Source organism: Delftia sp. S65 (assembly GCF_016516495.1).
Lineage (GTDB): Bacteria > Pseudomonadota > Gammaproteobacteria > Burkholderiales > Burkholderiaceae_C > Comamonas > Comamonas acidovorans.
This window is the reverse complement of record NZ_JACVUR010000010.1, coordinates 114,234-134,074: the sequence shown is the minus strand read 5'-3', so window position 1 is coordinate 134,074 and position 19,841 is coordinate 114,234. Positions and strand designations below refer to the sequence as shown.

General features: G+C 67.7%; 21 protein-coding genes and 1 tRNA gene. 11 read left to right on the top strand and 11 right to left on the bottom strand.

Features of this window, described 5'->3' with window-relative positions; all coding sequences use genetic code 11:
- Window positions 1-3 precede the first annotated feature (3 nt).
- The 10 genes from IAE24_RS11680 (at window position 4) to IAE24_RS11635 (ending at window position 8,713) form a co-directional block, all read left to right on the top strand.
- A complete protein-coding gene (locus tag IAE24_RS11680; protein ID WP_199960340.1) occupies window positions 4-819 on the top strand; it encodes a curli production assembly/transport component CsgG in 816 nt (271 codons plus the stop codon).
- Window positions 820-827: 8 nt separating this feature from the next.
- Window positions 828-1,304: a dihydroneopterin triphosphate diphosphatase gene (nudB, locus tag IAE24_RS11675; protein ID WP_141835246.1), complete on the top strand. Its 477-nt coding sequence runs from the start codon at window positions 828-830 to the stop codon at window positions 1,302-1,304.
- Window positions 1,305-1,332: 28 nt separating this feature from the next.
- Complete coding sequence (locus IAE24_RS11670) at window positions 1,333-2,106, top strand: endonuclease/exonuclease/phosphatase family protein (protein WP_012207248.1); 774 nt, start codon at window positions 1,333-1,335, stop codon at window positions 2,104-2,106.
- A 129-nt stretch (window positions 2,107-2,235) separates the two neighbouring features.
- A complete protein-coding gene (gene folE, locus IAE24_RS11665; RefSeq protein ID WP_052155430.1) occupies window positions 2,236-2,958 on the top strand; it encodes a GTP cyclohydrolase I in 723 nt (240 codons plus the stop codon).
- 106 nt (window positions 2,959-3,064) lie between these two features.
- Entirely contained in the window at window positions 3,065-3,946 is an 882-nt protein-coding gene (locus IAE24_RS11660; RefSeq protein WP_199960339.1) for an EamA family transporter, read from the top strand.
- A 14-nt stretch (window positions 3,947-3,960) separates the two neighbouring features.
- Window positions 3,961-4,833, top strand: a complete 873-nt coding sequence (locus IAE24_RS11655) for a DUF429 domain-containing protein (protein ID WP_199960349.1) — start codon at window positions 3,961-3,963, stop codon at window positions 4,831-4,833.
- A gap of 45 nt (window positions 4,834-4,878) precedes the next feature.
- A complete protein-coding gene (locus IAE24_RS11650) occupies window positions 4,879-5,523 on the top strand; it encodes a LysE family translocator (RefSeq protein ID WP_199960338.1) in 645 nt (214 codons plus the stop codon).
- Between the two features lie 62 nt (window positions 5,524-5,585).
- Window positions 5,586-6,473 carry an alpha/beta hydrolase gene (locus tag IAE24_RS11645; RefSeq protein ID WP_099732906.1) on the top strand — a complete coding sequence of 296 codons (888 nt, stop codon included), beginning with the start codon at window positions 5,586-5,588 and terminating at the stop codon, window positions 6,471-6,473.
- Window positions 6,474-6,531: 58 nt separating this feature from the next.
- Complete coding sequence (locus IAE24_RS11640; protein ID WP_199960348.1) at window positions 6,532-7,557, top strand: AraC family transcriptional regulator; 1,026 nt, start codon at window positions 6,532-6,534, stop codon at window positions 7,555-7,557.
- Window positions 7,558-7,699: 142 nt separating this feature from the next.
- Window positions 7,700-8,713, top strand: a complete 1,014-nt coding sequence (locus IAE24_RS11635; protein ID WP_199960337.1) for a Bug family tripartite tricarboxylate transporter substrate binding protein — start codon at window positions 7,700-7,702, stop codon at window positions 8,711-8,713.
- On the opposite strand, the gene IAE24_RS11630 is transcribed toward IAE24_RS11635, so the two are convergent.
- From IAE24_RS11630 to IAE24_RS11605, 6 genes are all read right to left on the bottom strand, one after another.
- On the bottom strand, window positions 8,700-10,175 hold the full coding sequence (locus IAE24_RS11630) for an amidase (RefSeq protein ID WP_199960336.1): 1,476 nt from the start codon (window positions 10,173-10,175) through the stop codon (window positions 8,700-8,702). The genes IAE24_RS11635 and IAE24_RS11630 overlap by 14 nt on opposite strands.
- Before the next feature lie 100 nt (window positions 10,176-10,275).
- Window positions 10,276-11,769 (bottom strand): ABC transporter substrate-binding protein, encoded by a 1,494-nt coding sequence (locus IAE24_RS11625; RefSeq protein ID WP_199960335.1) that lies wholly within the window; start codon window positions 11,767-11,769, stop codon window positions 10,276-10,278.
- A gap of 129 nt (window positions 11,770-11,898) precedes the next feature.
- Window positions 11,899-12,756, bottom strand: a complete 858-nt coding sequence (locus IAE24_RS11620; protein WP_199960334.1) for an ATP-binding cassette domain-containing protein — start codon at window positions 12,754-12,756, stop codon at window positions 11,899-11,901.
- On the bottom strand, window positions 12,753-13,805 hold the full coding sequence (locus tag IAE24_RS11615; protein WP_063328213.1) for an ABC transporter ATP-binding protein: 1,053 nt from the start codon (window positions 13,803-13,805) through the stop codon (window positions 12,753-12,755). Before IAE24_RS11615 ends, IAE24_RS11620 begins: the two co-directional genes overlap by 4 nt.
- Before the next feature lie 15 nt (window positions 13,806-13,820).
- Window positions 13,821-14,744, bottom strand: coding sequence for an ABC transporter permease (locus IAE24_RS11610; RefSeq protein ID WP_199960333.1), 924 nt, complete (start codon window positions 14,742-14,744; stop codon window positions 13,821-13,823).
- Window positions 14,741-15,703: an ABC transporter permease gene (locus IAE24_RS11605; RefSeq protein WP_013800857.1), complete on the bottom strand. Its 963-nt coding sequence runs from the start codon at window positions 15,701-15,703 to the stop codon at window positions 14,741-14,743. The genes IAE24_RS11610 and IAE24_RS11605 overlap by 4 nt, the downstream gene beginning before the upstream one ends.
- A 308-nt stretch (window positions 15,704-16,011) precedes the next feature.
- Between IAE24_RS11605 and IAE24_RS11600 the strand changes: the two genes are divergently transcribed.
- Window positions 16,012-16,275 (top strand): YfhL family 4Fe-4S dicluster ferredoxin, encoded by a 264-nt coding sequence (locus IAE24_RS11600; RefSeq protein WP_012207234.1) that lies wholly within the window; start codon window positions 16,012-16,014, stop codon window positions 16,273-16,275.
- A gap of 4 nt (window positions 16,276-16,279) precedes the next feature.
- On the opposite strand, the gene pth is transcribed toward IAE24_RS11600, so the two are convergent.
- The 5 genes from pth to ispE all read right to left on the bottom strand — a co-directional run bounded on the left by pth (window position 16,280) and on the right by ispE (window position 19,806).
- On the bottom strand, window positions 16,280-16,903 hold the full coding sequence (gene pth / locus IAE24_RS11595; RefSeq protein WP_012207233.1) for an aminoacyl-tRNA hydrolase: 624 nt from the start codon (window positions 16,901-16,903) through the stop codon (window positions 16,280-16,282).
- Between the two features lie 126 nt (window positions 16,904-17,029).
- The gene (locus IAE24_RS11590) at window positions 17,030-17,659 is read right to left on the bottom strand and encodes a 50S ribosomal protein L25/general stress protein Ctc (RefSeq protein ID WP_013800859.1); all 630 of its coding nucleotides are present in this window, start codon (window positions 17,657-17,659) and stop codon (window positions 17,030-17,032) included.
- Between the two features lie 173 nt (window positions 17,660-17,832).
- A complete protein-coding gene (locus IAE24_RS11585; RefSeq protein ID WP_012207231.1) occupies window positions 17,833-18,792 on the bottom strand; it encodes a ribose-phosphate pyrophosphokinase in 960 nt (319 codons plus the stop codon).
- A 44-nt stretch (window positions 18,793-18,836) separates the two neighbouring features.
- Window positions 18,837-18,913, bottom strand: a tRNA-Gln gene (locus IAE24_RS11580).
- A gap of 29 nt (window positions 18,914-18,942) precedes the next feature.
- On the bottom strand, window positions 18,943-19,806 hold the full coding sequence (gene ispE / locus IAE24_RS11575; RefSeq protein WP_096913894.1) for a 4-(cytidine 5'-diphospho)-2-C-methyl-D-erythritol kinase: 864 nt from the start codon (window positions 19,804-19,806) through the stop codon (window positions 18,943-18,945).
- Between the last annotated feature and the right edge of the window lie 35 nt (window positions 19,807-19,841).

Sequence of the window (19,841 nt, the reverse complement as noted above, 5' to 3'; positions counted from 1 at the left end):
TTCATGCGTTTTCAAGGCATTGCATCGGTGGCGCTGGCTGTGCTGGCAGGGCTGAGCCTGTCCGGCTGCGGGGAAAAGAAGACCGAGCTGGGGCAGGGCGGCTCGGAGATCACCGGCTCCGCCGGGCCCCTGGGCGCGAACAATGGCTCGCGCGAACTCGTGCGCTGCGATGCGCCCGTGGCCACGCTGGCCCTGGCCGAGAATCCCAACGGCTACGTCATGGGGTCGGGCTACCAACTGCCCGCCTCGCCCGTGCCGCTGATCAAGCTGCTGGCCCAGCAAAGCGGGTGCTTCCGTGTGGTGGACCGGGGCGCGGGCCTGCGCGGCACGGTGCAGGAGCAGGACCTGAAGAACGCCGGCGTGCTGCGCGAGAGCTCCACGGTGCGCAAGGGCCGTGGCTATGAGGCGCAATACACGCTGACGCCCAGCCTGACCTTCAGCGAGCAGGACGCGGGCCGGGGCCTGGCCGGCGTGGTTGCCATGATTCCGGTGCTGCGGGACATCGCGGGGCTGGCCGGCATGGTCGAGCAGGTCAAGTTCAAGGAGGCGCAGACCGCGCTGCTGCTGTCGGACAACGAAACCACCGAGCAGGTGGCCGCTGCCACGGGCGCCGCCCGCACCACCGATCTGGGCGTGGGCGGCATGGTGCTGGGCCGCCTGGGCGCGGCGGGCGCGGGCTGGAGCAATACCAACGAGGGCAAGGTCATCGCCGCCGCCTTTCTGGATGCGCACAACCAGCTCGTGCATCAGGTGCGCGCGCTGCAGGCCAAGGAGCTGCCACCGCCCGTGGCGACCAAAGCGGTCCAGGGCAAGGGCTGATGCCTGCCATGCCAGGCTACAAGATCCCTGAATCGGTGCTGGTCGTCATCTACCGCGATGACGGGCAGGTGCTGCTGATGCGCCGCACGGCACCGGCGCCTGAGGGCGGGGAGTTCTGGCAGTCGGTGACGGGCAGCAAGGACCATGAAGGCGAGTCCTGGCGCGAGACCGCAGTGCGCGAGGTGCGGGAAGAAACCGGCATCGATCCCGAGGCGCCCGGCTGCCTGCTGCAGGACTGGGCGCTGGAGAACATCTACACCATCTACCCGGCCTGGCAGCACCGCTATGCGCCCGGTGTATGGCACAACCGCGAGAGGGTTTTCGGCCTGCGGATTCCGTCCTACACCCCTGTGTTCTTGAATCCGAGGGAACATACCGCATCTGCTTGGCATCATTGGCATGGCGCTGCCGAGCGCTGCTACTCCCCGTCCAATGCGGAAGCCATCCTGATGCTGCCGCGATTCGCTTCACTGGAGCTGGACTGATCCCGATTCCCTGTGTTCCTGACCGCCTATGACTGACAACGTGAAATCCTCCCACGAGGTGGACCCCGGCCCGTCCATACTGCGCGTCGCGACCTACAACATCCACAAGGGCGTGCAAGGCATGGGTCCCGTGCGCCGCCTGGAAATCCACAACCTGGGACACGCTGTGGAGCAGCTCGATGCCGACATCGTCTGCCTGCAGGAAGTGCGCAAGATGAACCACAAGGAGGCCGCGTACTTCGAGCGCTGGCCCCAGGTGTCGCAGGCGGAGTACCTGGCTCCCCTGGGCTACGAGGCCGTCTACCGCACCAATGCCTACACTCGCCACGGCGAGCATGGCAACGCGCTGCTCACCCGCTGGCCCGTGGTGGGCCACCAGCACGAAGACATCTCCGACCACCGCTTCGAGCAGCGGGGCCTTCTGCATGTGGAGGTGGAGGTGCAGAACCGGCGTGTGCACACCATCGTGGTGCACCTGGGCCTGATCCCCGGCAGCCGCGTGCGCCAGGTCTCCCAGCTCAAGCGCTTCATCGAGCGCGAGGTGCCGCCCGGCGCGCCCGTGGTGGTGGCTGGCGACTTCAACGACTGGGGTGGCCAGATCAAGCGCATGCTCGGCGGTTTCGGCCTGTACGAATACGACGAATTGCCCAGCGTGCCCACCTATCCCTCGCGCCTGCCGCTGGCCCAGCTGGACCACGTCTACGTGCGCGGCCTCACCCCGCTGGGCCTGCATGTGCCCAAGGGACGCATCTGGTGGCGCATGTCCGACCATCTGCCGCTGATTGCCGAATTCCGCCTCTAGCCCCGGGTTCTGTCACACAAGCCATTCTTTTGCTATTGAAATGATAGCTTTCAGCGCGGGCAGAACCTGCGTTTGGGTGGAAAATCCCTTGCGTGCCATGCCGCGGGTTTCGCTGTTACCATGCCAGCCATGTTCAGAGAACTCGTCGACATGAAACAAGACAGCCAGGCCGAGGGCACCCCCGTCTCGGTCAAGATCCGCGAACGGTTGAAGCAGGCGCAAAAGCGCTTTCATGCGAACGACAACATCTCCGAATTCATCGAGCCCGGTGAACTCGAGCAGTTGCTCGACGAAGTCCAGGACAAGATGCAGGGCGTGCTCGACAGCATGGTCATCGACACCACGCACGACCACAACACGCGCGCCACGGCGCGCCGCGTGGCCAAGATGTATGTCAACGAGGTGTTCCGCGGCCGCTATGTGGCGCAGCCCGCCATCACCGAGTTCCCCAACGCCGAGCACCTCAACGAGCTGATGATCGTCGGCCCGATCACGGTGCGCAGCGCCTGCAGCCACCATCTGTGCCCGGTGATCGGCAAGATCTGGATCGGCGTGCTGCCCAACAAGAACACCAATGTCATCGGCCTGTCCAAGTACGCGCGGCTGGTGGACTGGATCATGGGCCGCCCCCAGATCCAGGAAGAGGCCATCATCCAGCTGGCTGACCTGATCCTCGACAAGACCCGCCCTGACGGCCTGGCCGTGGTCATGGAGGCTTCGCACTTCTGCATGTCCTGGCGCGGCGTGCGCGAGATGGACAGCAAGATGCTGAACTCCGTCATGCGCGGCGCCTTCCTCACCAACCCGGAACTGCGCCGCGAGTTCCTCTCGCTGGTGTCCAGCCGCAGGTAACTCCCCGGGGTGGCGTCCCCGGACGCCTCAGACAAGACCCCAGGCTGCGCAGTGCGCGGCCTTTTTTCTTTCCCGCGCCACGCCCCGCTTTCCCCCGGACCTGCCCATGTCGCTGCAAGCCTTTGCCCTGATCATCGTCGCCGGCCTCATCCATGCCGGCTGGAACATCGTGGCCAAGAAGGCGGGCGGCGACTCGCGCTTCGCCTTCTTCACCTCGGTCATCATGATGGTGATCTGGGCACCGCTGGGCTGGTGGGTGGGGCGCGATGTGGTGCCTACATGGGGGCGCAACGAATGGCTGGTGGTGCTGGCCAGCGGCCTGCTGCACGTGGCCTACTACGTGACCTTGCTGCGCGGCTACCGCAGCGCGGACCTCACCGTGGTCTATCCGCTGGCGCGCGGCTCTGGGCCGCTGCTGTCGTCCATGGTGGCGGTGGTCTTCCTGGGGGAGCAGATTTCCTCGCTGGGTGTGCTGGGCATTGCCGGCGTGGTGGTTGGCGTGTTCCTGATCGCGGGCGGCCCCGGCCTGCTGCGCGCACGCCATGACCCCGAAGCGCGCGAGCGGTTGCGGCTGGGCCTGTGGTACGGCCTGCTGACGGGCGCCTTCATCGCCAGCTACACCGTGGTGGACGGCTACGGCGTGAAGATGCTGCTGATGTCGCCCATCCTCATCGACTACATGGGCAACTTCGTGCGCGTATTCCTGCTCGCTCCCGTGGTGCTGCGCGACCTGCCCACTGCGCGCAGCCTGTGGCGCACGCAGTGGCGCTTCGCGGCCCTGGTGGCGCTGATCAGTCCCATTGCCTATGTGCTGGTGCTCTACGCCATGCAGGATGCACCCATGTCGCACGTGGCGCCTGCGCGCGAAGTCTCCATGCTGTTCGCGGCGCTGATCGGCGGGCACATGCTGCGCGAAGGCGACCGCCTGGCGCGCATTGCAGGCGCGGTGTGCATTGCCGTCGGCGTGACGGCGCTGGGCCTGGGCTGAGCGCCATGGCGGCAATGCGGGTGCTGGGCTGCGATTTCAGCAGCCGGCCTACGGCGCGCAAGCCCATCACCATGGCCCTGGGCCGTCTGCTGGCTGGCGACACGGTGGTCCTGCAGGATTTGCTGGAGTTCGCCTCGCTGGAACCATGGGCCGCCTGGCTGGCCCGGCCCGCCGATTCGGCGCAGTCGGCGCAGTCGGCGCAGTCGGCCTGGGTGGGCGGTTTCGACCTGCCTTTTGGCCTGCCGCGCGAACTGGTGGAGCAACTGGGCTGGCCCACGGATTGGGCGGCCTGCATGGATCACTACGCCAGCCTCACGCGCCAGAGCTTGCGCGAGCAGTTCAGGGCCTTTTGCGCGGCGCGGCCCGCAGGCGGCAAGTTCGCGCACCGCGCCACGGATGGGCCTGCCGGTGCCAGCCCTTCCATGAAATGGGTGAACCCGCCCGTGGCCTACATGCTGCATGCCGGGCTGCCCTTGCTGCGCGCGGCCGGAGTGCATCTGCCGGGCCTGCAGCCGCCCGGCGAAGGCGATGCGCGCCGCGTGGCGCTGGAAGCCTATCCGGGCATGCTGGCGCGCGCCGTGATCGGCCGCCTCAGCTACAAGAGCGACGAACCCGCGCGGCAAACGCCCGAACGCCATCAGGCGCGTGTGCAATTGCTGGCGGCGCTGGAGAGCGGCGACAACCCGCTGGCGCTGCGCCTGCGTATCGACGCCGAAGAAACCCGCAACCAGTTGCTGGCAGATGGCAGCGGAGACCGGCTGGACGCCGTGATCTGCATGCTGCAGGCCGCCTGGGCCGCGGCCCGCCATGCGCAGGGCGATGCGCTCTACGGGCTGCCGCACGACCTGGACCCGCTGGAAGGCTGGATCGTCACGGCGCAAGCCTGACCCAAGCCGCGCTGGAACATGCGATGAATCGAAAAGAGAGAAGCGATGCCGACCTTTGAACCCCTGCTGGCCTTTTTTGGCGTGGCCGTGCTGCTGGGCCTGAGCCCGGGGCCTGACAACCTGTTCGTGCTCATGCAATCGGCCCAGCGCGGCTGGCGCGTGGGGCTGTGCGTGGTGCTAGGCCTGTGCCTGGGGCTGGTGGTGCATACGGCGGCGGTTGCGTTGGGCCTGGCGGCGCTGGTGGCTGCATCGCCCCTGCTGTTCACCGCCATCAAGCTGTGCGGCGCGGCCTATCTGGCCTGGCTGGCCTGGGGCGCGCTGCGCGCCGTGGCCCGGCCGGGCGAGATGCCGCTGGCCGGCGCAGCCGACCCGCTGACCCCCGCACGGGCGCTGCGCTGGGTGGGGCGTGGCGTGGTGATGAACCTCACCAATCCCAAGGTGCTGATCTTCTTCCTGGCCTTTCTGCCGCAGTTCGCGGACCCCGCGCGCGGCAGCGTGGCCACCCAGGTGATGGTGCTGGGCTGCGTGTTCATGCTGGCGGCGCTGCTGGTGTTCGGCGCCATCGCCTGCTGTTCGGGCTGGTTCGGCGTGCTGCTTCAGCGCTCCGTGCGCGCCCAGAACTGGCTCAACCGCGTGGCCGGGCTGGTCTTTCTGGGCATGGCCGTGCGGCTGGCCCTGGTGCAGCGTTAGGAATACTCTGCTTTTCGCTGCGGGCCACGGCGCAAGGGCCGGGCCGTGGCACAGTCCACGCCATGCTTTCCCGATTGCGCAATCTTTCATGGCCTGCCGCCTTGCTGATGGCGGGATTGTCCGGACTGGCCCTGCTGATGGCGGCGGCCTGGCTGGTGGGCAGCCTGTTGAGCCAGCCGGACCACCAGCCTGTCGGCGCGCCGCCCGCGGACTGGCCGGTCCAGACGCTGCAGTTGCCCACCGACGAGGGCGGGCAGGTCCGGGGCTGGTTCGCCAAGGGGCAGCCGGGCCATGGTGCCGTGCTGCTGCTGCACGGCGTGTACGCAGACCGGCTGGCCATGCTGGCGCGTGCGCGCATGCTCCATCGGCAGGGGTACTCCGTCTGCCTGATCGACCTGCCCGCGCACGGCGAAAGCAGTGGCGAGCGCATCAGCTTCGGCATGGTCGAAGGCGCAGGCGTGCGTGCCGCCATGGCCTATGTGCGGCAGCAGCTGCCGGGCGAGAAGGTGGCGGTGATCGGCACATCGCTGGGCGGCGCGGCCCTGCTTTTGTCCCATGTGGAGCCGGGGCCGGATGCGGTGGTGCTGGAGTCCGTGTTCCCCGACATACGGCAGGCCATAGACAACCGCGTGCGCGCGCACATCGGCTGGCTGGCGGACGTGGTCACGCCCTTGCTGGCGTGGCAGCTGCCGCTGCGCCTGCATCTGGAGCTGGCGCAACTGCGCCCCATCGACCATGTGAAGGCGCTGGGCGCTCCCGTGCTGATCGCGGCTGGCCTGCAGGACCGGCACACCACGCCCGCAGAAACGCGCGAGCTGTTCGATGCGGCGCGTGAGCCCAAGGCGCTGTGGATGGTGGAGGGCGCCGCGCATGTGGACCTGTACGACTACGCGCCCAAGCCCTACGAGCTGCGGGTGCTGGGATTCCTGGATCGATATCTGGGCCATTGATGGAGACAATGGCGGGCAGGCCTTGACCTGCCCATCTGATGCCGTCTCCACCAAGCCCATGCCACAGACCACGGCCCACACCATTGCCATTGCCCAGGTCCTGCAGATCGTGCAGGGCGTGCAGCGCAATGGCATGGATGTGCCGGCCATCCTGCGCCGCGCCGGCATTGCGCCTGCACTGCTGGATGCGCCGCTGTCGCGCGTGACCCAGGCGCAGTACGCGGCGCTGATCCGCGTGCTGCGCCGCGTCTGCCGTGACGAGCTGTGGGGCCTGTGCCGCCATCCGCTGCCCGTGGGCAGTTTTGCCCAGGCCTGCCGCACCATGCTGCCCTGCCGCACGCTGGGCGAGGCATTGCAGGCCGGGCTGCGTTTCTACCGCCTGGTGCTGCGCGACTTCGCTCCCCGGCTGCAGGTGGTGGATGGCGTGGCCCGCATCGCCATGGTGTCGCTGCGCGAGCGTGATGCGCCGCTGGCCTATGCCGAGCGTTCCTTTTGCTTTCTGGGCTATGGCGTCATGTCCTGGCTGGTGTCGCGCAGGATTGAGCTGACGGGCGTGTGTGCGCCGGCCGGAGCCAGCATGCCGTATGGCACGGAGGCGCAGCGCCTGTTCCTGGCGCCGCTGCAGCGTGACCGCGACTTCACGGGGCTGGAGTTCGATGCGCGCTGGCTGGAGCTGCCCGTGGTGCAGACCTCGGAGAGCCTGGCCGAATTCCTGGACCAGGCGGCCATGGGCCTGGTGATCCGCTACCGCGACCGCACGCGCCTGGGCGAGCGCATCCGCCGCCTGCTGCGCCGCGATCTGGCGGGGGAGCTGCCTTCGCTGGAGCAGGTGGGCGCCGCGCTGTCCATGACACCGCAGACGCTGCGCCGCCGCCTGCGCGACGAAGGCCTGGGCTTCCAATCCCTCAAGGACGACCTGCGCCGCGACGCCGCCATCGAATTGCTGAACCGCCCGGATCTGACCCTGGCCGACATCGCGGCCCGCGTGGGGTTTGCGGAGGCCAGCACCTTTCACCGCGCCTTCAAGGGCTGGACCGGCCTGCCGCCGGGCGCCTACCGGCAGGCCCAGCATCGCGGCCGCTGATCTTTTTTGCCAATCATTTTGAGACGATCGGCGATTGGTGGCTGAAGGCCCGGTGGCCACACTGTCCATGGACCCTGCCACTGCGGCAGGGCACACCGCCCCGCCAACGAGGGCGGAGCACCGAAGGACAAGGAGACAAGCCATGGAATCGAGCCGACGCGGCTGCCTGCGGGCAGCGCTGGCATGCGCCGCCAGCGCCTCACTGGGCGCCGCCCTGGGAACGGCATCGCCGATCGCCTTTGCACAGCCGGCAGGCGGTGCCTATCCGTCCAAGCCGCTGCGCATGGTGATTCCCTATCCGGCGGGTGGCGGCACGGACATCATCGGCCGCATCATTGCCCAGCAACTGAGCCAGGCCTGGGGCCAGCCCGTGGTGGTGGAGAACCGGCCGGGCTCCAGCGGCATCATCGGCGGCGATGTGGTGGCCAAGTCGGCGCCCGATGGCTATACGCTGCTGCTGGGGATCACGGCCATGATCCAGTCGCCGGCGCTGTACGCCAGGATGCCTTATGACGTGCTCAAGGACTTTGCCCCCGTATCGCAGGTGGCCCTGTCCTCGGACCTGTTCGTGGTGCCGCGCGACGTGCCGGCCACGACGCTGCAGGAGTTCATCGCCCTGGTCAAGGCCCATCCGGGCAAGTACAGCAACGGCAACTACGGCAACGGCACCTCCTCGCACATGCATGGCGAGCTGCTGCGTGCCCGGGCCGGGCTGGATCTGGCGCTGATTCCCTACAAGGGCGCGGCGCCGCTGGTCAACGATGTGCTGGGCGGGCAGCTGTCGTCGGGCTTCATCGACGTGTCCTCGGCCAATGCGCACCTGAAGTCGGACAAGATCCGCATCCTGGCCATCACCGGCATGCAGCGCCATCCGGCGCTGCCCGATGTGCCCACCTTTGCCGAGCTGGGGCTGGCGGGCTTCGAGGCCAATGGCTGGTTTGCCACCTTCGTGGCGGCGGGAACGCCCCGGCCCATCGTGGACAAGCTCTCGGCCGAGGTGCGGCGCATCGTGGCCTCGCCCGAACTCAGCGGGCGCCTGGCGGCCATGGGGTTGCGTCCGGTGGGCGGCACGCCCGAGGAGCTGTCAGCGGCCATGGCGCGCGACTTGCCGCGCTGGGCGCGCATCGTCAAGGATGCGGGAATCAGGCTGGAGTAGCCGACGCTGCCCGTGCCTGTGCGCCGTCTTCGCTGTCGCCAGTGCTCTGGCCCGGCGGCAGGGGCTGTGGCCAGGCAGGCTGCGGCGGCCGCAACTGCTCCAGCACGCGGCTGAGCCGCAGCACGCCCAGGTCGTCAAAGCGCCGGCCCGCGATCTGCACGCCGATGGGCAACTGCCCGTCATGCCCGCAGGGCACGGACGCGGCGGGCTGCTCGGACATGTTGTAGGGCACGGTGAAGGCAATGTGCTCCAGCGGTCGCAGCGGGTCGTTGGTGGGGCTGGGCAGGTGGGCCGGGAAAGCCGTGATGGGCGCCACGGGCGACAGCACATAGTCGAAGGCCGCCGTGGCACGCACCGTGGCCACGCGCAGCAGGTGCGATTGCTGGCTGGCCACGAACAGCTGGGTGGCGGTGATGGACCCGGCACTGTCGGCCCAGTCGCGGATGAAGGGCAGGACCACGCGGCGCTGGGCGTCCGGCAGCGACTGCATTTCCACATGCGAGCGCATGCGCCAGAAATGGTCGAGGCCGTCGAGCATGTCGCGGGTAAGCCAGGGCTGGATGATCTCGATATGGGCGCCGGCCGATTCCAGCCAGGCAGCAGCCTGCTCCACCACGGCACGCACGCGGGGCTGCAGGGGCAGGCCGCAGCCGGCATCCAGCAGCAGGCCTATGCGCAGGCCGCGCACCTGGGCGGGGTCCATGTCGAAGCCGCTCCAGGCAATGTCCTGGTGCGGCAGGCCCATGCTGTCGCGCGCATCGGGCAGGGACAGCGCCTGCATCATCAGCGCGGCATCGGCCACGCTGCGCGTCATGGGGCCGGCGCAGCGGCCGGTATAGGGCGGGTCTATGGGCACGCGGCCCAGGCTGGGCTTGAGGCCGAAGATGCCGCACCAGCCTGCGGGCAGACGGATGGAGCCGCCAATGTCCGTGCCCACATGCAGCGGCCCGTAGCCGGCTGCCGCAGCGGCGCCCGCGCCTGCGCTGGAGCCGCCCGGCGTCTTGTCCGGATCCCAGGGGTTGAAGGTGTTGCCGTGCAGCGAGGACAGGCCCGAGGACAGCATGCCGTAGTCGGGCATGGTGGTCTTGGCGAAGAGGATGGCGCCCGCTTCGCGCAGGCGCGCAGCGGGCGGTGCGTCCAGCGGGGCCGCGACCTGCGGCATGGCGGCCGTGCCCACGGGCGTGGGGTCGCCGCGCGTGGCGATGTTGTCCTTGACCGTGGCGGGGACGCCGTCAAGCAGGCCTGCCGGCTCGCCGCGCAGCCAGCGGGCCTCGCTGGCGCGTGCCTGGGCCAGTGCGGCCTCGGGGCGCAGCAGGTAGGTGGCGCCCAGGGCCGGCTCCCAGCGCTGCACATGGGCCAGCAGGTCTTGCATGACCTCGACGGGCGAGAGGCTGCGCTCCCGGTAGGCGCGCAGCAGCGCATGGGCGGGTAGGTCGTGCAGAGCCTGTGTCGTTCCAGTCATCGCGGCTTCCTTGAGGATGGCGGTTCCAGCGGCAGATCTGCCGCAGTGTGGCCCGGGGCCACCGACGCACCTGTCGCCTGTGGCTCAGCCGGTGCGCGGCTCAGGTGGCCCAGGACAGTGCCGAGAGATCGTTGACGAAGATGGGCATGTCCTTCCACAGTCCGCGCAGGTTCTTGTTGGCCACGGTGACCCATTGCGGCGTGTAGAGGAAGGCGTGCACGCAATCCTGGGCCAGCAGGCGCTGGGCATCGCCCAGCAGGCGCGAGCGGTCGGCGGGGCGCGAGGCGTTCTTGATCTTGTCGTACAGCTCGTTGAACTGGGCGGACTCGTAGCCCCAGTAGTAGTCGGGCTTGGCGAAGTTGCCCAGGTCGAAGGGCTCGACATGGGAGATCAGCGTCAGGTCGTAGTTCTTGAGGGTGTAGGTGCCCGACAGCCACTGCGCCCATTCGACGTTCTGCAGCTTGGCGCGGATGCCGATCTTGGCCAGCTGCGCGGCAATCACCTCGCCGCCCTGGCGCGCGTAGGGCGTGGGCGGCAGGGTCATGGTCAGCTCCAGCGGGGTTTTGACGCCGGCCTCGGCCAGCAGCGCCTTCGCCTTTTCCACGTCGAAGGGGTTGATGCCCGTGGTGTCCACGTAGCCGAAGGCCGTGGGCACGTAGTAGCTGCCGATGGGCAGGCCGTAGCCGTCGCCCGCGCCGTCGATCACGGCCTTGCGGTCGATGGCCGCGGCGATGGCGCGGCGCACGCGCGCGTCGCCCAGGGGCTTGCGTGCGTTGTTCATGGCCAGGATGGTCTTGGCGCGCGAGCCGCTGACCACGACCTGGAAGCGCCCGTTGGCCTTGAACTGGGCCACGCTGCGCGGCGTCACGCGCGGGAAGGCATCGACGTCGCCAGCCAGCAGCGCAGCGACCTGGGCCGCAGGATCCGAGATGAAGCGAAAGCTGGCGCGGCGAATCCGCAGGCCGGAGGCCATGCGGTGCTGCGGCCACGCCGTGAGCGTGACCGAGGCGCCCTTGCTCCAGTTGCCCAACTGGTAGGGGCCCGTGCCCACGGGGCGCGTGGCGTTGGTGGCCGCGCTCTTGGGCTCGACGATGATGGAAGTCGCCTGGCCGAGCACGAAGAGGAAGTCCGGATCGATGTCCTTGTTGATCACGACCACGGTGTGGTCGTCCACCACGCGCGTGGACAGGGAGGCGAAGGTCCGCTTGTCCTTGTTGGTGCTCTTGTCGTCGCCCGCCCGGTCGAAGGAATACTTCACGCTGTGGGCGTTGCAGGGCTCGCCGTTCTGAAAAATCACGCCCTTGCGCAGGCGGAAGGTGTAGGTCTTGAGGTCGGGCGAGACCTCCCAGCTCTCGGCCAGCAGCGGCGAGACGCTGCCGTCCGGGTTGATCTTGGTCAGCGTCTCGAACAGGTTGTAGAGCACGATCTCGCCGATGGACGATGCGGCGCCAGCCGTGGGGTCCAGCCCCGGGGGCTCCAGCGTCATCGCCAGCGTGATGCTGTCCTTGCGGCTCTGGGCCAGCGCAGGCCAGGGCATCAGCAGGGGCAGGCCGGCAGCAGCGGAGCTGGCCAGCAGGGAACGGCGGTTGAACATGAACAGGTCTCCGGAAATTCTTGCAGATGGTTCTCGGGCCGCTGTCTGCGGCCTGCAGCAGTGTTTTTACACCACGGCGCACGGGTGCGTGGCCCTGGGGGCCTGGTCCGCGCGGGCGGCCGTCAGCTTTCAGGCCCGGTGCTGCAGGGCGATGCGCGGCACGGCCCGGACCAGGGCCTGCGTATACGGGTGCTGCGGGGCGTGGAACAGCTGCTGCGGCGCTCCGCGCTCGACGATGCGGCCCTCGCTCAGCACGATGGCGTCGTCGCACAGGTGCTGGACCACGGCCAGGTCGTGGCTGATGAACAGATAGGACAGGCCCAGCTGCTGCTGCAGATCGTGCAGCAGGTTCAGCACCTGGGCCTGCACCGATACGTCCAGCGCACTCACGGGCTCATCGGCCACGATGAGGCGGGGCCGTGTGATCAATGCCCGCGCAATGGCGATGCGCTGGCGCTGACCGCCCGAGAACTCATGCGGGTACTTGTCCAGATCCTGCGCGCGCAGGCCGACCTGTTCCAGCGTGGCGCGGGCCAGGTCGCGCCGGGCGCTGCGCTCGGGCGACGCAGGCTGTGCGAGCAGGGGTTCGCAGACGATGTGCTCCACCGTCATGCGCGGGTCCAGCGAGCCGTAGGGGTCCTGGAACACCATCTGGAAGTCGCGGCGTGCCGTCCGCAGTGCCTGGCGGTCCAACTTGTGCAGATCCTGGCCCAGCAGCCGCACGCTGCCGGCGCTGGGCGTGTCCAGCGCCATGACCAGGCGTGCCAGCGTGGACTTGCCTGAGCCCGACTCGCCCACCACGCCCAGGCTGCGCCCCGCCGTCAGCGTGAAATCCACGCCGCGCAGCGCATGCACCTGCTCCGGCGCGCGCCACAGCGACCGGCGCGGCAGCTGGTAGCTGCGGGCCAGGCCTGTCACTTGCAGCAGGGGTGCATCGGCGGCCGGTGGCGTCTGGACCGGTGGCGTCTGGAGGGGGTGCCCTGTCATGCGCATTCCTGTGCAGGCAGGCCCTGTGCAATGGCCTCGGGGCGCAGGCAGCGCACCACATGCGGCTGTGCCCAGGCCTGCAGGGATGCGGGCGTGGGCCGCTGCGGGCGCTCCAGTACCACGGGGCGCGGGCGCTCGCTGTGGCAGGCCGGCTCGGTGAAGCTGCAGCGGCCCGCGAAGGCGCAGCCGGCCGGCAGGTCCACCAGCTCGGGCACGGTGCCGGCAATGGTGGGCAGCCGGGCAGGCGGCAGGCTGCCTGGGGCGGACAGGTCCAGCTGGGGCCTGGCCGCGAACAGGCCGCGCGTATAGGGATGGGCGCGGCGCGCGAAGATGGCCTCGGTCATGCCGCTTTCGACCACGCTGCCGCCGTACATGACCAGCAACTGCTCCACGTTCTGCGCGATCACGCCCAGGTCGTGCGAGATCAGCAGCAGGGCCATGGAATGCTCGGCCACCAGTTCCTGCAGCAGGTCCAGGATTTGCTGCTGAACGGTCACGTCCAGCGCCGTCGTGGGTTCGTCGGCAATCAGCAGGTCGGGCCCGCAGGCCAGGGCCATGGCGATGGTGATGCGCTGGCGCTGGCCGCCCGAGAACTGGTGCGGATAGTCGTCATAGCGCTGGGCCGCACGGGCAATGCCCACGCGCTCCAGCAGCGCCACCGCATGCGCGCGCGCGGCCTGGCGGCCCAGGCGCAGGTGATGGCGCAGCGGCTCGGCCACCTGGCGGCCGATGCCGTGCACGGGGTTCAACGCCGTCATCGGCTCCTGGAACACCATGGCCATGCGGTTGCCGCGCAGGCGGCACAGCGCGTTCTCGTCCATGTCCAGCAGCTCCTTGCCATTGAGCTGGATGCTGCCGTCCACCTGCGCATGCTCGGGCAGCAGGCCCATCAGCGCCAGGGCGGTCAACGACTTGCCGCAGCCCGACTCGCCGATCAGGCCCAGCGTGGCGCCGCGCTCCAGGATGAACTCCAGGTTCTGCACGGCGCGCGCGCGGCCGCGCGGGGTCTGCAAGGTGATGGTGAGGCCGGAGACTTCGAGCAGGGGCATGGGCGCGTGCCTTCCTCAGCGCTGGCGCGACAGGCGCGGGTCGAGCAGATCGCGCAGCCCGTCGCCCAGCAGATTGAGCCCGAGCACCGACAGCGCAATGGCCAGGCCCGGCCACACGGCCAGCAGCGGTGCCTGGAACATGAGGGTCTGCGCCTCGCTGAGCATGCGGCCCCAGGAGGCCTGGGGCGGCTGAGTGCCCAGGCCCAGATAGGACAGGGCGGCCTCGGCCAGAATGGCCAGCGCGAACTGGATGGTGGCCTGCACCACCAGCACCGGCAGGATGTTGGGCAGCACATGGCGCCAGGTGATGCTGGCGCGGCCATGGCCGCAGGCGCGTGCGGCCAGCACGTATTCGCGCGCCCACACGGCCTTGGCCGATGCCCGCGTGATGCGCGCGAAGGTGGGAATGTTGAAGATGCCGATGGCAATGATGGCGTTGACGATGCCCGCGCCGAACACGGCCGTGAGCATGATGGCCGACAGCAGCGCGGGAAAGGCAAAGCTGAAATCGGCCAGCCGCATGATGGCCTCTTCCACCCAGCCCCTGCAGGCTGCCGCGACCAGGCCCAGCGCCACACCCATCAACAGCCCGATGCCCACGGCAATCACGCCGACCAGTATGGAGCTGCGCGCGCCCAGGAACAGCAGCGAGGCCACGTCCCGCCCATAGGCGTCGGTGCCCAGCCAGTGCAGGGCGCCCGGTGCAGCCAGCTTGGCGTCCATGTCCATGTCGTAGGCAGAGCCCGGCGTCCACCAGAAAGACAGCAGGGCCGTGAGCAGCAGCAGCGCGGTCAGCACCGCTCCCAGCAGGAAGCTGCGGTGGCTCAGCATGCGCCGGCCCGCTCCGGCGGGCGCGCCCAGGGTGACGACCCGCGTGGGCCGGTGGCCCGGTGGCGGGGCGGAGGGCGGGGGCGAAGGAGGGCTGTGCGGCTGGCTCATACGTCGCTGGCCTCGATGCGCGGATCAATGGCCGCGTACAGCACGTCCACGATGAAGTTGATGACCACCACCATGGCCGCCAGCAGCAGCACGCAGTTGCGCACCACGATCAGGTCGCGGTTGGCGATGGACTGGAAGATCAGCCGGCCCAGGCCCGGCAGGTAGAACACGTTCTCCACCACGATGGTGCCTGCCAGCAACTGGGCGAACTGCAGGCCCATGACCGTGAGCACGGGAATCATGGCGTTGCGCAGCACATGGCCCCAGAGCACGGCACGGCGCGACAGGCCCTTGGCGCGGGCCGTGCGCACGAAGTCCTCGCGCAGCACCTCCAGCACGGCCGAGCGCGTGATGCGCGCCAGGATGGCCGCCTGCACCACGGCCAGCGAGATGGCCGGCAGCAGCAGCGCCTGCAGTGCCTGCAGCGGGCCGCCGCCGTCAGCTTCGCTCCAGCCGGGAAAGCCGCCGGCGGAAAACCATTGCAGCTTCACCGAGAACACCAGGATCAGCAGGATGGCAAACCAGAAGTTGGGGATGGCGATGCCGACCTGTGCCAGGCCCATGATGCCCAGATCGCCCCAGCGGTTGTGGCGCGATGCGGCATAGATGCCGGCGGCCAGTGCCAGCACGGTCGTGATGAGCATGGCCATCACGGCCAGCGGCACGGTGACGGCCAGCCGCTCCAGCACCAGCTCGCTGACCGGTGTGCTGTAGGCGTAGCTCAGTCCCATGTCGCCGTGCAGCAGCCCCTGCAGCCACTGCAGGTAGCGCTGCCAGGCCGGCTGGTCCAGCCCCAGTTGCACGGCCAGCGCCTGCACCGCCTCTGGCGCGGCATCGGGGCCCATCAGCGTCTGGGCGGCATTGCCGGGCAGCACTTCCAGCACGCCGAAAACCACGGCCGATGCGCCCAGCAGCGTGGCTGCCAGCATCAGCAGGCGCTTGAGCAGAAAGATGCTCATGGGCAATCGGCCTCGGCAAGGTGGGTGGCGGTCACGTCGGCGGAGTGGGTGGATTGTTCTTGGAAGGGCCCGAATGGTACTGCGCACGGCCCATGCGCGCAGCATAGCGGCCTTTGAAGGGGCAGGGCCCCGATGGACGGGGACGCGGCCATCGATTTCAGGGCGCCGGGCTTGCCCGTGCAGCCTCCATGCTTATGTGGCGGACAGGATAATGGCGGCATGACTGATGCCACCTTGCTGCAAGGCCCCTTCGGGGCGCATGGGCCCGCCCGGCCCGGAGCGTGGCTGGCACTTGCGAGGGACCTGCCATGGCTTTGATGATCACCGACGAATGCATCAACTGCGATGTCTGCGAGCCCGAGTGCCCGAACGATGCGATCTCCATGGGCGAGGAGTACTACGAGATCGAGCACAGCAAGTGCACGGAGTGCGTGGGCCATTTCGATGAGCCCCAGTGCGTGCAGATCTGCCCGGTGGCCTGCATTCCCGTGAATCCCGCCCATGTGGAAGACCGCGAGACGCTGATGCAGAAATACCTGCGTCTGCAGTCCCAGGCTCCCGCTTCTTCCTGAACGTTCAGCCCTTGTCGCTCTCGGCCGTGGCCGGGCGTGCGGGCTTGGGGCGCGGCGGCTTGGTGGTGTGGATCAGCAAGGTTGCCTTGTCCATGTTGCCGGCCTGCAGTTCGGGCCAGGCCTTGAGGGAGTGGGCGATGCTGTCCTCGATCAGCTGGCGCTGGTCGGGTGCGGGCTTCTTGAGCACCCAGTTGGCGACTTCGGCCTTGTGGCCCGGATGGCCTATGCCGATGCGCAGCCGCCAGTAGTCGGCCGAGCCCAGCTGGGCATGGATATCGCGCAGGCCGTTGTGGCCACCGTGGCTGCCGCCGCGCTTGAGCTTGACCTGACCGGGCTCGAAGTCCAGTTCGTCATGGACCACCAGGACTTCCTCGGGCTGGATCTTGAAGAAGCGCGCCAGCGCGCCCACCGACTTGCCCGACAGGTTCATGAAGGTCTGCGGCTGCAGCAGCCAGACGTTCTCGCCGCGCACGCTGGCACGGGCCATGAGGCCGAAGTAGCTGCGCTCGGGCACCAGCTGGACCTTGAGTTCGCGCGCCAGCGCATCAATCCACCAAAAGCCCGCGTTGTGGCGGGTGTCCTCATACTCCGGCCCGGGGTTGCCCAGGCCGACAAACAATTTGATCATCGGGCGATTATCTCCATGGCGGCCGCAGCAGGCGGGTGAGGGTGCTTCCCCATGCAAAAGGCCCACGCGAGGTGGGCCTTTTGCAGGTTTGCGGCAGCCGGGGCCACCGCAAGGGAAAGCCAAGAATTACTTCTTGCCCTTCTTGGCCGGAGCGGCCGGGGCTGCCACGGGAGCTGCCGATGCATCAGGAGCCACTTCGGGCAGCTTGATGGAGATCAGGGCGGGGTTCTTGTTGGAACCGCGCACCACGGCCTTCACGCCGTTGGGCAGCTTGACGCCTTGCAGGCCCAGGGTGGACTTGGAAGTCAGGCCGCTCAGGTCGACGGTGATGAACTCGGGCAGTTGGGCGGGCATGCACACCACGTCCAGTTCATGGACCAGGGGAGTGATCGTGCAGTTCTCGACCTTGACGGCCTGGGACTGTTCCATGCCTTCGAAGTGCAGCGGCACCTTCAGGTGAACCTTGGTCTTGTCGTCAACGCGCTGGAAGTCCACGTGCAGGATGAGCTGCTTGTAGGGGTGGAATTGCACGTCGCGCAGCACGACCTTGGAGGTCTGGCCGTTGACTTCCATGTCCAGGATGCTGGAGTGGAACACTTCCTTCTTCAGGGCGTGCCACAGGGCGTTGTGATCGATTTCGATCAGTTGGGCTTCGGCAGCACCGCCGTAGACGATGCCAGGGGCCTTGCCCGAATTGCGCAGACGGCGGCTCGCACCCGTACCTTGCTTGGCGCGCTCAAAAGCGACGAATTGCATAACTAACTCCTAGATGGATGGACCGCGACCAGCCTCATCCGTTGATAAAAGAACGCCTGTCCGATGCGGACCAGGCTGCTCTTGCGGTGTCCCGGGGTGGTCCTGAAACCACTCCGGAACGCGCAAACCTCCCGAAGGAGGTTTGCTGGGTTCCGACCACAGGGGCCGATATTTTATTCAGAGAACAGGCTCAGCACCGAATCACCGGTGGAAATCCGCTGGATCGTCTGGGCAATCAGGGGCGCCACGGACAGTTGGCGGATCTTGCCGCAGGCCTGTGCCTCGGCGCTCAGGGGAATGGTGTTGGTCACCACGACCTCGTCCAGGGCGTTGCCGTTGCCGATGCGCTCGATGGCCGGACCCGAGAAGATCGGGTGCGTGCAGTAGGCATAGACACTCTTGGCGCCGCGCTGCTTGAGCACTTCGGCCGCCTTCACCAGCGTGCCGGCGGTGTCGATCATGTCATCCATGATCACGCAGTTGCGGCCGTCGATATCGCCGATGACATGCATGACTTCGGAGACATTCGCCTTGGGGCGGCGCTTGTCGATGATGGCCAGGTCGCAGCCGAGCTGCTTGGCCAGCGCACGTGCGCGGACCACGCCGCCGACGTCAGGGGAGACGACGATCAGGTCTTCGTAGTTCTTCTGGCGCAGATCGCCCAGCAGCACCGGCGTGGCATAGATGTTGTCCACGGGGATGTCGAAGAAGCCCTGGATCTGGTCTGCGTGCAGGTCCATGGTCAGGACGCGCTCGACACCCACGGCCTGCAGCATGTTGGCCACGACCTTGGCCGTGATCGGCACGCGGGTGGAGCGCGGGCGGCGGTCCTGACGGGCGTAGCCGAAGTAGGGAATCACCGCGCAGATGCGCTCGGCCGATGCACGCTTGAGCGCGTCCACCATGACCAGCAGTTCCATCAGGTTGTCGTTGGTCGGTGCGCAGGTGGATTGCACGACGAAGACGTCGCGCGTACGCACGTTCTGCTTGATCTCGACGGCGACTTCTCCATCGGAGAAGCGACCCACGTCGGCTGCGCCCAGCGTGGTGCCGAGGTGCTGAACGATTTCAGTGGCCATGCCAGGATTGGCATTGCCGGTGAAGACCATGATGTCAGGATGATGTGAATGCATTGAGCGCCCCAGTACGATGGGTTTGCCTTGACGCGAAAGACGTTTGGCAGGGGAGGAAGGACTCGAACCCTCGCATGCCGGAATCAAAATCCGGTGCCTTTACCAACTTGGCGACTCCCCTACACAGGCCTTCTGCCGCAGGCAGACAGCCTATAAACTTTCATCTTTCAGCCAATCCTTGAGAGGATGGGCCTGCAGATTGCTGCAAACTCTGACGTTCCAGGCGCCAGGGGCATCCTTTAAGTCAATCGTTTGCGTCAGTGGTGCAAATACTGCACTTCCTGAGCCCGTCATTCTAGCATGCAGTTTTAGTGAGTTTAGCCAATCGATGGCTTTTTTCACTTCAGGCTGCAGCCTTTCGGCGACAGGCTGCAAGTCGTTTTGGCCAAAGCCATAGTGATCTGCAGCAAAGTCTTCGATTGTAGCATGGGCATGATCGCGCTTGAGGGTTGCGTCGCGGAAGATGGACAGGGTCTCCAGCCCCGCCTCGGGCTTGACCACCACGAACCGCTGGGGCGGCAGGGCATTGGCCTGTTCCAGCGGCGTGATGTGCTCGCCTATGCCTTCCACCCAGGCGGAGTTGCCGCACAGAAAGAAGGGCACATCGGCGCCCAGGTCCAGTGCAATGCGCTGCAGCTCGCGCCGCGTCAGGTTCAACTGCCACAGGCGGTTCAGTGCGATCAGGGTCGATGCCGCATCCGACGAGCCCCCGCCCATCCCCGCCTGCGCCGGCAGGCGCTTTTCCACGCCGATATGCACGCCCGCGCTGCAGCCGGTGGCCTGCTGCAGGGCCCGTGCGGCCCGCACGATGAGATCGTCGGCAGGAAGTGCCATGCCCGACAGGTCCTCGCGGCTGATCTGGCCGTCGCCACGCCTGTCGAAATGCAGCGTGTCATGCCAGTCCAACAGCATGAAGACCGATTGCAGCAGGTGATAGCCATCGGCGCGGCGGCCGGTGATGTGGAGGAACAGGTTGAGCTTGGCCGGAGCCGGCACGTCGTGGAGCGAGCGCATGGGCTGGAGAGGATGAGGAAAAAGAGGCAGGGGCG